This is a genomic window from Mycobacterium asiaticum DSM 44297 (assembly GCF_000613245.1).
GTDB classification, from domain to species: Bacteria; Actinomycetota; Actinomycetes; order Mycobacteriales; family Mycobacteriaceae; genus Mycobacterium; species Mycobacterium asiaticum.
Genome location: NZ_HG964938.1, coordinates 1536 through 15568, shown reverse-complemented (window position 1 = coordinate 15568; position 14033 = coordinate 1536). Strand labels below are relative to the sequence as shown.

At 67.8% G+C, this 14033-nt stretch carries 10 protein-coding genes; 6 read left to right on the top strand and 4 right to left on the bottom strand.

All coding sequences use genetic code 11. The annotated features are described in order from the left end of the window. Positions 1-64 precede the first annotated feature (64 nt). The 3 genes from BN972_RS18950 to trmB all read right to left on the bottom strand — a co-directional run bounded on the left by BN972_RS18950 (position 65) and on the right by trmB (position 4420). On the bottom strand, positions 65-2905 hold the full coding sequence (locus BN972_RS18950; RefSeq protein ID WP_036361358.1) for an MMPL family transporter: 2841 nt from the start codon (positions 2903-2905) through the stop codon (positions 65-67). Between the two features lie 66 nt (positions 2906-2971). Continuing rightward, positions 2972-3694 carry an NYN domain-containing protein gene (locus BN972_RS18945; protein WP_036361356.1) on the bottom strand — a complete coding sequence of 241 codons (723 nt, stop codon included), beginning with the start codon at positions 3692-3694 and terminating at the stop codon, positions 2972-2974. Beyond that, the gene (gene trmB / locus BN972_RS18940) at positions 3695-4420 is read right to left on the bottom strand and encodes a tRNA (guanosine(46)-N7)-methyltransferase TrmB (RefSeq protein WP_036361355.1); all 726 of its coding nucleotides are present in this window, start codon (positions 4418-4420) and stop codon (positions 3695-3697) included. It abuts the gene before it with no gap. A 127-nt stretch (positions 4421-4547) separates the two neighbouring features. Between trmB and BN972_RS18935 the strand changes: the two genes are divergently transcribed. The 5 genes from BN972_RS18935 to BN972_RS18915 all read left to right on the top strand — a co-directional run bounded on the left by BN972_RS18935 (position 4548) and on the right by BN972_RS18915 (position 11656). Beyond that, complete coding sequence (locus BN972_RS18935) at positions 4548-5546, top strand: hypothetical protein (protein WP_036361354.1); 999 nt, start codon at positions 4548-4550, stop codon at positions 5544-5546. Between the two features lie 35 nt (positions 5547-5581). Next, entirely contained in the window at positions 5582-7084 is a 1503-nt protein-coding gene (locus tag BN972_RS18930) for a hypothetical protein (RefSeq protein ID WP_051545749.1), read from the top strand. A 200-nt stretch (positions 7085-7284) separates the two neighbouring features. After that, positions 7285-9105: a phosphoenolpyruvate carboxykinase (GTP) gene (locus BN972_RS18925; protein ID WP_036361349.1), complete on the top strand. Its 1821-nt coding sequence runs from the start codon at positions 7285-7287 to the stop codon at positions 9103-9105. 88 nt (positions 9106-9193) lie between these two features. Beyond that, positions 9194-10717: a fatty-acid--CoA ligase FadD4 gene (gene fadD4, locus BN972_RS18920; protein WP_036361347.1), complete on the top strand. Its 1524-nt coding sequence runs from the start codon at positions 9194-9196 to the stop codon at positions 10715-10717. A gap of 3 nt (positions 10718-10720) precedes the next feature. Then, complete coding sequence (locus BN972_RS18915) at positions 10721-11656, top strand: enoyl-CoA hydratase/isomerase family protein (protein WP_036361346.1); 936 nt, start codon at positions 10721-10723, stop codon at positions 11654-11656. Positions 11657-11679: 23 nt separating this feature from the next. On the opposite strand, the gene BN972_RS18910 is transcribed toward BN972_RS18915, so the two are convergent. Beyond that, the gene (locus BN972_RS18910; protein WP_167659597.1) at positions 11680-12807 is read right to left on the bottom strand and encodes an acyl-CoA dehydrogenase family protein; all 1128 of its coding nucleotides are present in this window, start codon (positions 12805-12807) and stop codon (positions 11680-11682) included. 159 nt (positions 12808-12966) lie between these two features. Here BN972_RS18910 and BN972_RS18905 point away from each other — a divergent pair, with 159 nt between their 5' ends. Beyond that, positions 12967-13965: a MaoC family dehydratase gene (locus tag BN972_RS18905; RefSeq protein ID WP_036361344.1), complete on the top strand. Its 999-nt coding sequence runs from the start codon at positions 12967-12969 to the stop codon at positions 13963-13965. Positions 13966-14033 lie beyond the last annotated feature (68 nt).

Sequence of the window (14033 nt, the reverse complement as noted above, 5' to 3'; positions counted from 1 at the left end):
GCGTGTCGCCGGATATCTGTGCACGCTCGGCCAACCGGGGCACCGGTTGCCGGGGAAACGCAGGTTACATGCGGCCTTCGCGACGGAGCAGATCCTGGGCAGACAGGCCGCCGCCGCCGGTACGGCGTCGCCGCCCGGTGTCCACGCCGCCCTCTTCCTGAATCCCGCGGGCGTCGAGCTTCTCGGTGGCCGTCTCGGAGTCGTCGCCTTCCGGACGCTGGGCGGGGATGGCCGCGGTCTTGTCGGCCGGGTCCCCCTTGACGTCCGATTTGGCGTCGGCTTTGCCGCCCAGGCGACTGCCGGCCGCGGGCATCTTGTTCGTCTCACCGGCTGACGGGGCGGGCGGTGTTGCCCGCGGACGTGTCTTCGCCGTCGACGGGCCGCCCTGCGCGCTCAGCCGCGTCGTCGGCGCCTCGCCTGGCTGGTTGGCCGGCTTCGGCGGCGCCGTTGCCCGAACCGGAACCTGAGGGGCAGCGCCCGGCCCGAGCTCGGGTCTGGCGGCCGGACGGGGACGCTCCAGCGCCGCCGGATGCGTCGGGTCGTGCGGTGCTCGGGGGCCGGTAGTAGCGCCGGCGGCGACCAGGCCTGCCGTGACCGGCGGGCGCACCGTGCTGGCGGGGCGCTTGCGCTCGTCGGGCAGCTGGATCTCGCCGAGGCCGATGCGGTTCTGCAGGCGCCGCATCCAGCGCGGCGCCCACCAGCAGTCGTCACCCAGCAACTTCATCACCGAGGGCACCAGGAACATCCGCACGACGGTCGCGTCAAGCAGCAGCGCCGCCATCAAGCCGAACGCCAGGTACTTCATCATCACCAGGTCGGAGAACACGAACGAGCCGGCGACCACCGCCAGCACCAGCGCCGCCGCGGTGATCAGGCGGCCGGTGGTGGCGGTGCCGATCCGGATCGCCTCCTGGGTGGACATGCCGTTCTCGCGCGCCTCGACCATTCGGGAGACCAGGAACACCTCGTAGTCGGTGGCCAGACCGTAGCCGACCGCTACCACCAACGCGATGATCACCACCATCAACGGCGTCGGCGTGAAATTCAGCAGGCCGGCGCCGTGCCCTTCGATGAAGATCCAGGTCAGGATGCCCATCGTGGACCCGAGCGTCAGCACGCTCATCACCGCCGCCTTGATCGGCAGCACCACCGAGCCGAATGCCAGGAACATCAACAGCATCGTCGTGGTGATCAGCACGAGCACCATCAACGGAGCCTTGTCGACCAGGCTGTGAATCGAGTCCTGTTCCAGCGCGGGCGTCCCGCCGACGTATATCTGCAAGCCTTTCGGCGGGGTGATCGACCGCAGCTCTTCGAGTTTCTTCGCCGAGTCGGCGGTGTTGAGCAGCCCGTTCTGCAGCACTCGTACGGACGGATCCTTCGACCCGCCCGGCGCCTGCGGTCGTTCCTGCCACATGTTCGACGGATCGTTGTCCTGCTCGATGAACCCGGGAATCTGCATGGCTTTGCTGCGGATATCCGCGACCTGCTGGTCGGTGACCGGCTGATGATTGGTGGACTGGATCACCAGGGTCAGCGGGTTGGTGCGATACCCCGGGAAAAGCTTGTCGAAGTGCTCCTGGGACTGGCGCGCCGCGTTGTTCGGCGGCAGGTATTTCTCGCTCATGCCGCCCAGGGACATGTTGCCCAGCGGGATGATCAGCAGAATCATGCCGACGATGATCGGGATGGCGAACGCCAGCGGACGCTTCATCACGAAGTTCGTCAGCTTGCCCCAGAAGCCGGCCTCCACCTCTTCACGGGTCTTCGTCTTCTGCAGCCGGTCGGCCAGCCAATTCAGGTAGGCGCGCGACACCTTCCAATTCCGCAGGAACGGGACCCGGAACGCGGTCCGCACACCGAGCGCGTCCACGTGCTTGCCCAGGATGCCCAGGCAGGCGGGCAGCAGCGTGATGGATAAAATCGCGGCCAGCGAAACCGCCGTGATCAGCGCGTATGTCAGCGATTTCACAAAGCCCTGGGGCAGCAGCAGCAAGCTGGCGCCGGACGCGGCGATCAGCACCGCGGAGAACACCACAGTCCGGCCGGCCGTCATCACGGTGCGGCGCACCGCCACCTCGGTGTCGTAACCCTCGGCGATTTCCTCGCGGAACCGGCTCACCACGAACAGGCCATAGTCCACCGCAATACCCAGGCCGATCAACGACACCACCGGTTGGGCGAAGAAGTGCACCGGCCCGAACACCGCGATCAACCGCAGAATGCCCAGCGAACCGGCAATGCTCAGACCGCCGACCATCACCGGCAGGCAGGCCGCCACCGCGCCGCCGAAAACCAGGAACAGCACCACGGCCACCAGCGGCAGCGCCAGCACCTCCATGCGGCGTTGGTCGGTGGCGATGGTGCCGGTCAACGCACTCGCGATCGGTTGCAGGCCGGCGAGTTGGACGGTGCCGCCGTCCAGCTTCTGCAGGGCCGGCTCGATGGTCTTGTAGTTGGTCAGGATGGTGTCGTCGTCGTCGCCCTTGAGCGGGATCGACACAAAGGTGTAGTGCTTGTCGTCGGTGGCCATGCCCTTGATGACCGGGCTGGTGCTGTCCGGTGCCCGCAGGTAACCGGCCCAGCCGAGCACCTCTTTGGGGTGATCCGCGACGAACTGGTTGAGCTCGTCGTTGATCTTCTTCGACCACTGCGGGTCGTTGACCGTCTTGCCGTCGGGAGCTTTGAAGATGGCGACGATGTGTCCGGTCCGGTCGCGGCCGTAGACCTGGTCGCCGAGGACCGAAGCCTTGACCGACTGACTGCCGTCGTCGTAAAAGCCGCTCTGTGTGACATGCTTGCCCAGGCTGAGCCCGAAGATGCCGCCGAACAAGCACAGAGCCACAGTGACCCCGATTACGATGAACCGGTACCGGTACACCGTTCGACCCCACCAGGCGAACACTTAAGCTCCTTACTGGATCGCTAGCGACCCGCGCATTGCTTTTCGATTGTCGGACACGCGGCTTCGTTACACACGCGAGGTCAACAGCGACGACAGCGGCCGGAACGGCTGCAGCCATGCCCCCTGCTCAGGTAGCGAATCAAGCCCGATTCGCGGCAATGGCTCCCGGAAAACACCTGCGATGTCCTCCAGGTCGACGAACTCCAAGGTATCCGACGCTAGCGCCCAACTGGCGTGTTCACGAAATCCGAGCACTCGCACGGGCACCCCGGCCCGGGCAACCTCCTCTAGCGGCTGGCGGAACGCCTGCCCGTCGGCTGAGGCCACCATCAGGCCCGCCAGGCCCTCCCGGAACCGCTGATCGATGTGTTCGAGCATGTCGCGGTCGACGTCGCTGTCCTCGTCGATCTTGGGTTTGGCGAACACGGCGAACCCGACGTTGCGCAGCGCGTCCACCCAGGGGCGCACCACCTCGGCGCTGCCGGGGGCGATGTTGGTGAAGACGGTGGCCTCGGGTTCCACGCGGATATCCGCTGCATCCCCCGCCGCGACCTCTGCGGTGCGGGCCAGCAGCCAGCGGCCCAGCGCATCGAAGCGGGGCCGTTCCAGCGCGGTGGGACGGCGGCCCAGGATCGAACCCAGGCCCATGTCGAGATTCGGCGCGTCCCAGACCAGCAGGACCCGCTTCATCGGCTCGGGGAATCCGGTCAGGCCGTCCTGGGACAGGTCGTCCGCCAGAATCGACGGGTCAGTCAGGGATTCCGTGGTGGGGGTGGCTACATCAGTCATTCAGCGCCGCTTCCATACGAATTCGCAGACGGTGCTACCCGCTTCTTGGGCCTTCGTCTCGTACTTGGTGGTAGGACGGGTGATCGATATCGGTAGGGATTCGGTGCCCGGGGCGACCCGGACGAGTTGGGGTTCGGCGTCGCCGACCTCGCCGATCTGCTCGGCATAGCCCGGATGGTCGGTCGCGGCGTGCAGCACACCACCGGGGTGTAGCCGGTCAGCGATCAAAGCAACCGTCGCCGGCTGCAGTAACCGGCGTTTGTGGTGCCGGGACTTCGGCCAGGGGTCCGGGAAAAAGACCCGAACGCCGGTCAGCGAGGCGGGGGAGAGCAGGTCTTTGAGCACGTCGATGCCGTTGCCGCGGATCAACCGGATGTTGTTGACCTCGTCGTTGTCGATGCCGCACAGCAACTGCGCGAGTCCCCGCCGGTAGATCTCCACGGCGATTACGTCGACGTCCGGCTCGGCCTTGGCCATCGCCAGGGTGGAGGTGCCGCTGCCGCACCCGATCTCCAGTACCAGCGGAGCCACCCGGCCGAACCACTGCTGGACGTCCAGGGGCGCGCCGGACGGATCGTCGGCCTGCCGGCCCAACGTCGGCCAGAGTCGCTCCCACGTGTCGCGCTGAGAATTGGACAGCGCCGAACGCCGGGAGCGGAAACTCGTGGCAGGGAGATAGCCCCAGGGCGTATCGGGCCGTAACCCCACCCCGGGCTGCGCATGCATCCCCCCATCGTGGCTTATGAAGACCGGGTGTAGCCGCCTCAGGTCCAGATTGATACCCAACAGTTGCCTTCGGCTGGTATCGGCGGACACCTGGCTCGCGTGCTCGGGATGCAAATGACACGATTCGGTGGGGACCGTCGGTCCCGGAGAGGGGCATCGAATTTTCGTCGACGAGCTGACGCGTTTCGCCCAAGAGGTCGCTGACCAGCGACTTCTTACCGTCGCGGAGCGTACCGGGGCGCCGTTGCGGGTGGCCGTGAGCGGTCGCCCGGGGGTGGGACGGCGCACCGTGACCCGCGCGCTGGACCGCGCGGGCGTAGCGGTGACGACGGACACGCTTGCGGCGGAAGTGCACGTCCACGTCGTCGCCGAGGTTGTCAAGCCCGAAGACGCCGGCGCCGGTGCGGCGTTGGCGGTGCTGAACAAGGCGGACCTGACGACCTTCGCAGCGGCGGCGGGCCCGATCGAGGCCGCCCGCGTGCACTGCGGGCGATTTTCCGAACTGCTCGGGGCGCCGGCGGTGCCGATGAGCGGGTTGCTGGCCCTGGCCGCGCTCGAGGGTATGGATCCGGCGTGTTGGACGGCGTTGCGGGCGCTGGCCGCCGACTCGGACGGACTGGCCTGCCTGGACCGTGGCTTCGACGGGTTCCTGGCGGCGCGGCTGACCGTGCCGGTGGCGGCGCGGCGGCGGTTGTTGGCGGTCCTCGATTTGTTCGGCATCGCGCTGGCGGTGGCCGCCCTGCGCCGGGGCGCCGGGCCGGCTGGCGTGCGGGCGGTGCTGCGCCGGGTGAGCGGCGTGGACGCGGTGCTGGACCGGCTCGTCGTCGCGGGCGCACGGCCGCGCTACCTGCGGGTGCTCGACGCCGTCGCCGACCTGGAGGCGCTGGCGGTCTGCGACGCGCGGGTCGCGGTGTTTCTGGCCCGCGACGCCACGGTGGCGGCCCGGATGGCGGTCGCGCTGGAAGCGGCCCGGGCCGACGAGCTGAAACTCGGCCCGGCGGCGCCACTGCAGCGGGCGGCGCATTGGCAGCGTTGCCGCCGGAGCACCACTAACGAACTGCACCGCGCCTGCGCGGCTGACATCGCCCGCGGTTCGCTACGGCTGTGGGCGCGGAGGGCGGGGTGAGTACTCGCGACGATCCAGCCGCCCGGGTTGATGCCATGGTCGCCGCGATCGGACCGGGTCTAACTCCGCCCGCGATCAACCGTCGCGACGTGGTGCTGGTGACCGGTCCCTGGCTGGCCGGGGTCACCAGCGTCGCGACCGCACTGCGGGAACGGTTCCCGGAATACCCGGTGGTGGAGTCCGCTGAGCTCAGTCCCGGTGCTGCGCCGCTGGCGGTGGTGTTCGTGGTCTCCGCGTCCGCACCGATGACCGCATCGGACTGTGCCCTACTCGATGCCGCCGCGGACAGCACCGACGTGGTGGTGGGGGTGGTCGCCAAAATCGACGTGCACCTCGCCTGGCGTGATGTGCTGGCGGCCAACCGGGATCGGCTGGCCGAGCATGCACCGCGCTACGGCAAGGTGCCGTGGATCGGCGTCGCCGCCGCCCCGGAGGTGGGGGAGCCGCACGTCGACGAGTTGGTCGCGACCGTCCAGGGCCAGCTCGCCGACTCGGACGTGGCCCGCCGCAACCGGTTGCGGGCCTGGGAAGCGCGGCTGCAGAAGGTGGCCGCGCGGTTCGACCGGGACGCCGACGGGGCGGGGCGCCGGGCCCGCGTCGACGCCCTACGCGAGGAACGAAGTGCCGCCCTGCGGCAACGCCGACAGTCGCGAACCGAGCGCACCATCACAATGCGCGGCCAGATCCAGCAGGCCCGGGTCCAGCTGTCCTACTTCGCGCGCAACCGCTGCGCCTCGGTGCGCGGCGAACTGCAGGAGGACATCACGACGCTGACCCGCCGCCGCATCCCCGCGTTCGAGGACTACGTCCGGCGACGGCTGGACGAAGTCGTCAGCGAGGTCGCCGAAGGTATCGACGCCCACCTGGCCGATGTCGCGCAGGTGACGGGGGTGGCGCTGGAACTGCCGCCCCCCGACAAGCCGCCCGCCGTCCCGGTTTCGCCGCCGCCGCGGAAGTCGCGACGGCTGGAGACCCGGTTGCTGATGGTGTTCGGCGCCCTGTTCGGCCTCGGGGTGGCGCTGACACTGAGCCGACTGGTGGCCGGCCTGCTCTCGCGGCTGAGCCCAGGGGTGGCGCCCCCGGTGGTGGGCGCCGGGATCGTGGTGTGCGTGGCGGTGGGTCTGGCGACGACGCTGTGGTTGGTCAACGTCCGCAGCCTGCTCAGCGATCGCGCCGTGCTGGACCGCTGGGTGACCGATGTGACGTCGGCACTGCGCTCGGTCACCGAGCAGATGGTCGCCAGCCGGGTGCTGGATGCCGAATCGAGCCTGTCCACCGCGGTCAGCGCACACGACGAGACCGAGAACAGCCGAGTGAACGACCAGGTCAGCCTGATCGACGGCGAACTGCGCGAACACGCCCTGGCCGCGGCACGGGCTGCGGCGGTGCGGGACCGGGAGATGCCGACCATCCTGGCAGCGCTCGACGCGATTCGCGCCGAGCTGGGCGAACCAGGTATATCTGGTACCGCCACCGACCCAGGGATCATCCGGGCAAAGATCTCGCCGCGGTCGGATGCGGGTCACAGCGATTTTTGACCGGACGCGATCTTTCTGAATCGGTCTTGTGAGAAGGCTTATACCCGCCCGTACCTTCCCCGACAAGTGATGCGCGATAATCTGTATAAGAAAGCGCTAAGTGTGAGTACCGCCGCGCGGGCAATACGTAAGCAAGCGCACGCGACCAGAACGAGCCGACAAACCGACGATCGCCAACGCAGCAGATTCAGGAGAGTTCGATGACTTCAGCAACCATTCCCGGTCTGGATACCGCCCCCACGAATCATCAGGGGCTGCTGTCCTGGGTGCAGGAGGTTGCTGAGCTCACCCAGCCCGACCGGGTGGTCTTCACCGATGGGTCGGACGAGGAATTCAAGCGGCTCTCCGACCAGCTGGTCGAGGCCGGCACCTTCACCCGGCTGAACCCGGAGAAGCACCCGAACTCGTTCCTGGCGCTGTCCGACCCCTCCGACGTCGCGCGGGTGGAGTCGCGGACCTTCATCTGCTCCGAACGCGAGGTCGACGCCGGCCCGACCAACAACTGGAAAGACCCCAGCGAGATGCGGTCGATCATGACCGACCTATACCGCGGGTCGATGCGCGGGCGCACCATGTACGTGGTGCCGTTCTGCATGGGTCCGCTGGGTGCTGACGACCCGAAGCTGGGCGTGGAGATCACCGACTCCGAGTATGTCGTCGTCTCCATGCGCACGATGACCCGGATGGGCAAGGCCGCGCTGGACAAGATCGGCGACGACGGGTTCTTCGTCAAGGCGCTGCACTCCGTCGGGGCGCCGCTGGAGGACGGGCAGCAGGACGTCCCGTGGCCGTGCAACGACACCAAATACATCACCCACTTCCCCGAGACCCGCGAGATCTGGAGCTACGGGTCGGGCTACGGCGGCAACGCGCTGCTGGGCAAGAAGTGCTACTCACTGCGTATCGCCTCGGCCATGGCGCACGACGAGGGCTGGCTGGCCGAGCACATGCTGATCCTCAAGCTGATCTCGCCGGAGAACAAGGCGTACTACTTCGCGGCCGCGTTCCCGTCGGCGTGCGGCAAGACCAACCTGGCGATGCTGCAGCCCACCATCCCGGGCTGGCGCGCCGAGACGTTGGGCGACGACATCGCCTGGATGCGGTTCGGCAAGGACGGCCGGCTGTACGCCGTCAACCCGGAGTACGGTTTCTTCGGGGTCGCGCCGGGCACCAACTGGAAGTCCAACCCCAACGCCATGCGCACCATCGAGGGCGGCAACACGGTGTTCACCAACGTGGCGCTCACCGATGACGGCGACGTGTGGTGGGAGGGCCTGGAGGGCGACCCGCAGCACCTGATCGACTGGAAGGGCCGCGACTGGACGCCTGACAACGGCGAGAAGGCCGCGCACCCCAACTCGCGCTACTGCACCCCGATGTCGCAGTGCCCGATCCTGGCCCCCGAGTGGGACGACCCGCAGGGCGTGCCGATCTCCGGCATCCTGTTCGGTGCCCGCCGCAAGACCACGGTGCCGCTGGTCACCGAGGCGCGTGACTGGCAGCACGGCGTGTTCATGGGCGCGACCATGGGTAGCGAACAGACCGCCGCCGCCGAGGGCAAGGTCGGCACGGTGCGCCGCGACCCGATGGCCATGTTGCCGTTCCTGGGCTACAACGTCGGGGACTACTTCCAGCACTGGATCGACCTTGGCAAGCATGCTGACGAGTCCAAGCTGCCGAAGGTGTTCTTCGTCAACTGGTTCCGCCGCGGCGACGAGGGCCAGTTCCTGTGGCCGGGGTTCGGCGAAAACAGCCGGGTGCTGAAGTGGATCGTGGACCGCATCGAGCACAACGCGGGTGGCCAGGACACCGCCATCGGCGTGGTGCCGAGCACGGCGGACCTGTACCTGGACGGCCTGGACGCGGACGCCGCCGACGTCGAGTCGGCGCTGGCCGTCAATGCCGCCGAGTGGCGCGAAGAGCTGCCGCTGATCGAGGAGTGGTTCGAGTTCGTCGGCGACAAGCTGCCGACCGGCATCCGCGACGAGTTCGAGGCGCTGAAGGCCCGCCTGGCCGAGTAGCCGGCGCGAGCAGCCGTAAAAGCACCTGCACGCACGGCGTGTCAGGTGCTTTTTCGTCTGCTCAGCCGTGGCTCGTAGAGTTTCAGCCATGCAGATCCGCCCCTACGCGCAAGCCAATCCCGGCAAGCCTGCCGTCATCCTGTATCCGTCGGGAACGGTGGTGACCTTCGGTGAATTGGAAGCGCGGGCCAACCGGCTGGCGCACAAATTCCGGCAGGCGGGCCTGCGCGAGGGCGACGCCGTCGCGATCCTGCTGGAGAACAACGAACACATGCACGCGGTGATGTGGGCGGCGCGGCGCAGCGGGCTGTACTACGTGCCGATCAACACCCATCTCACCGCGGCGGAGGCCGCATACATCGTCGACAACAGCAGCGCCAAGGCGATCGTCGGGTCGGCGGCGCTGCGCGAGGTCTGCGCCGGCCTGGCCGAACATTTGCCGGGTGGGCTGCCCGAGCTGCTGCTAATCGCCGACGGTGATCTCGACGGCTGGCAGCGCTATCCGGAATGTGTTGCCGATCAACCGGATACCCCGATCGAGGACGAGATCGAGGGCGACCTGCTGCAGTATTCGTCGGGCACCACCGGCCGGCCCAAGGGCATCAAACGCGAACTGACGCACCTCCCGCCGGAGGCGGCGCCCGGCATGATGTCAGCGCTGGTGGACTTCTGGATGGACCCCGACACCGTGTACCTGAGCCCCGCCCCGCTCTATCACACCGCGCCGTCGGTGTGGTCGATGACGGTGCAGGCCGCCGGGCTGACCACCGTGGTCATGGAGAAGTTCGATCCGGAAGGGACGCTGGACGCCATCGCGCGGTACGGCGTGACGCACGGCCAGTTCGTCCCGGCGATGTTCGTGCGGATGCTGAAACTGCCCGATTCGGTTCGTGATTCGTACGACCTGTCCAGCCTGAAGCGGGTGATGCACGCCGCCGCACCCTGCCCGGTGGAGATCAAGAAGCAGATGATCGACTGGTGGGGACCGATCGTCGACGAGTACTACGCGTCCTCAGAGGCGATCGGCTCCACGCTGATCACCGCCGAGGACTGGCTCGCGCATCCGGGTTCGGTGGGCAAGCCGATGATCGGCGCGCTGCACATCCTCGGGGAGGACGGCACCGAGTTGCCGCCCGGCCAGCCGGGGGAGATCTACTTCGAAGGCGGTTACTCGTTCGAGTACCTCAACGATCCGTCCAAAACCGCTGCGTCCCGGGACAAGCGCGGGTGGATGACGGTCGGTGACATCGGCTACCTCGACGAGGAAGGTTACCTCTACCTGACCGACCGCCGGCACCACATGATCATCTCCGGCGGGGTGAACATCTACCCGCAGGAAGCCGAGAACCTGTTGGTCACCCATCCAAAGGTGTTGGACGCGGCCGTGTTCGGCGTTCCCGATGAAGAGATGGGCCAGCGGGTGATGGCGGTGGTACAGACCGTCGACCCGGCCGACGGGACCGACGAATTCGGCGAGGAGCTGCTGGGTTGGCTGCGAGAGCGGTTGTCGCACTTCAAGTGCCCGCGGTCGATCGCGTTCGAAACTGCGCTGCCGCGCACTGACACGGGCAAGTTGTATAAGAACGGTCTGGTCGAGAAGTATTCGGCGTGAACCATGATCCGGCTGGTCGATCTGTCCGCACCGCCGGCTCCGGACGTCCAAACACCGCCGGGTGTGGTCGTCGGCTACGGACCACCGTCGAATGAATCATGGCTGACAACAGCTAGTTTCACCATTACTGAGGAGCCCTGCCTGGATCGTCGGGTCGTCACCGTGGACTCGGTACCCGAGACGCTGGCCGAGCTGACCCGACGCGGCGAGCACTGGCCGCAGGCCAGTGCCGTCTGCGACGACGTGCTGCGCGGCCTGGACCCGGACGGTGGGACGCTGGCCGGCGTGGTCACCGAATCGCTGGCCTATTCGACGCTGCAGGCCGGTCCGGAGTTCGCCAGCTGGCTGTCCGAACGCGGCCCGGCTTCCGTCCCCAAGGTCACCGATCCCGTTGTGGCGCAACGCGACGGCGATCTACTGCGGATCCAGCTCAACCGGCCGCAGCGGCACAACGCGTTCTCCACCGACATGCGGGCCGCGTTGCTGGAGATGTTGTCCGTCGCGCAGCTGGATCCGTCGGTGAGCGGAATAGTGTTGAGCGGCAACGGTCCGTCCTTCTGCAGCGGGGGTGACCTCGCCGAGTTCGGTTCCTTCGCCGACCCCGCCAGCGCCCACCTGGCCCGCACCCGCCACAGCCCGGCGCTGGTGCTCGACGAGCTCACCGCCCGGTTCGGCCGCCGGTGCCGGGCGCGGGTGCACGGCCAAGTGCTGGGCAGCGGCCTGGAGATGGCGGCGTTCTGCGGCTGGGTCGAGGCGAGCCGCGACGCGGTGTTCGGCCTGCCCGAGCTGAGATTGGGCCTGCTTCCCGGCGCCGGTGGCACCGTCAGTGTCACCCGAAGGATCGGCCGTTGGCGCACCGCGTATCTGGTGTTGTCCGGCCGGACCATCACCGCCGAAACCGCGCTGCAGTGGGGGTTGGTGGACGTGATCAGCGACTGATCAGTAGCCGGGTGATCTCGGATTCAGATCCCGCCGCGTGACACCAATTGCGAGGCAATCACATTGCGCTGAATCTCGTTGGTGCCCTCACCGACGATCATCAGGGGCGCATCGCGGAAATAGCGCTCCACGTCGTACTCGGTGGAGTAGCCGTAGCCACCGTGGATACGCACCGCGTTCAGGGCGATTTCCATTGCGACCTCGGAGGCGAACAGCTTGGCCATCCCGGCCTCCATGTCACAGCGCTGGCCGCTGTCGTAGCGTTCGGCGGCATACCGGGTGAGCTGGCGCGCGGCGGTGAGTTTCGTTGCCATGTCAGCCAAGTAGTTGCCGACGGCCTGGTGCTGCCAGATGGGCTTGCCGAAACTCTCGCGTTGCTGCGCGTAGTCCAAAGCGTCCTCCAGAGCCGCGGTGGCCACGCCCAGTGCCCGGGCCGCGACCTGAATCCGGCCGGTCTCGAGGCCCTTCATCATCTGTGAAAAGCCTTGGCCCATCTGGCCGCCGAGCACGGCGGAGGCGGGCGCCCGGAAGCCGTCGAACGAAAGCTCACAGGACTCGACACCCTTGTAGCCCAATTTCGGCAGGTCCCGCGACACCGTCAAACCCGGACCGTGTTCGACCAGCAGCACCGAGATGCCCTTGTGCCGGGGCGTGGCGTTGGGGTCGGTCTTGGCCAGCAGCGCGATCAGACCGGAGCGCCGTGCATTGCTGATCCAGGTCTTGGACCCGTTGACCACCAACGTATCTGGTCCATCCGGTAGTGCGGTGGTGGTCATGTTCTGCAAGTCTGAGCCACCACCGGGCTCGGTGAGCGCCATGGTGGCCCGCAACTCGCCGGTGGCCATCGGCGGCAGATACTTCCGCTTCTGCTCCTGGGTACCGAACAACGTCAGCAGCTTCGCGACCACGGTGTGGCCGCCCATCGCGCCGGCCAGGCTCATCCAGCCGCGCGCAAGTTCCTGGGTCACCTGGACATAGCAGGGCATCGAGACCGGTGAGCCGCCATACGCCTCCTCGATGGCCAGGCCGTAGATGCCGATGCGCTTCATCTGTTCGATCCACGCCTCGGGATAGGTGTTGGCATGCTCGATTTCGCGCACGCTCGGCTTGACGTCACGATCGATGAACGCGCGCACCGTGGCGACCAGCATCGCTTCGTCGTCGTTCAGTTCAGTGCTCACCGTCGGCCGCCTCTCCGTTGGCCGAGCGTGAATATGGCGACGCGCAACCGGCGTGTCGCGTCGTGACTTTCACTCTCGGCTGGGTGGGTGTTTGACCCTCGGTTGGACAGCCTGCCAGCATGAGCCCTTGTGACGAACGGGTACCGGGGCATCCGGGCGGGCGGTCCCTACTTCGACGACCTGTCGCCGGGCCAGGTGTTCGACTGGGCGCCGTCGGTCACCCTGGGCCCCGGCCTGGCCGCCGCCCACCAGGCAATCCTGGGCAACCGGCTGCGGTTGTCACTGGACGCCGGGCTGTGCGGCGCGGTCACCGGCGCGACCGGTGCGCTGGCGCACCCCGGCCTGGTGTGTGATGTGGCGATCGGGCAGTCGACGCTTGCCACCCAGCGGGTCAAGGCGAATCTGTTCTACCGCGGGTTGATTTTCCACCGCTTTCCGGTGCTCGGCGACACGCTGTACACCCGCACCGAAGTGGTGGGCCTGCGGGCCAACTCGGTCAAGCCCGGCCGGCCGCCGACGGGCCTGGCAGCGTTGCGCATGACGACCATCGATCAGGCCGATCAGCTGGTGCTTGACTTCTACCGCTGCGCGATGCTGCCCACCAGTCCGCAGTGGGCCGGCTCGGGGCCGGGCGACGATCTGTCCGCTATCGGCGCGGACGCGGCGGCCCCGGCATTCGATCCGACGCAGGCCTGGGACGCCGAGGCCTTCCGCGCCCGGGTGCCCGGTCCGCACTTCGATCCGGAGCTGACCGGAGCGGTGCTGCACAGTACCGGCGATGTGGTGACCAGCGCCCCAGAACTGGCCCGGCTTACCTTCAATATCGCTGCCACACACCATGATTGGCGGGCCGGGGGACAGCGGCTGGTATACGGCGGGCACACCATCGGGCTGGCCTTCGCCCAAGCCAACCGGCTGTTGCCGAACCTGGTGACGGTGCTGGGATGGCAGTCCTGCGACCACACCGGCCCGGTGCGCGAGGGTGACACCTTGTACAGCGAGCTGCACGTCGAATCCGCCGAGCCGCGGGAGCACGGGGGTGTGCTGGGCCTGCGCTCGCTGGTCTACGCGGTTGGCGAGCCGGACCGGCAGGTCTTGGACTGGCGCTTCAGCGCGCTGCAGTTCTGACGTCCCGGTCCGGCCCGCCCGTCTCAACCCGCGGTGCCCGGGTTGCCCGGAGCACCCACGATGCCGCC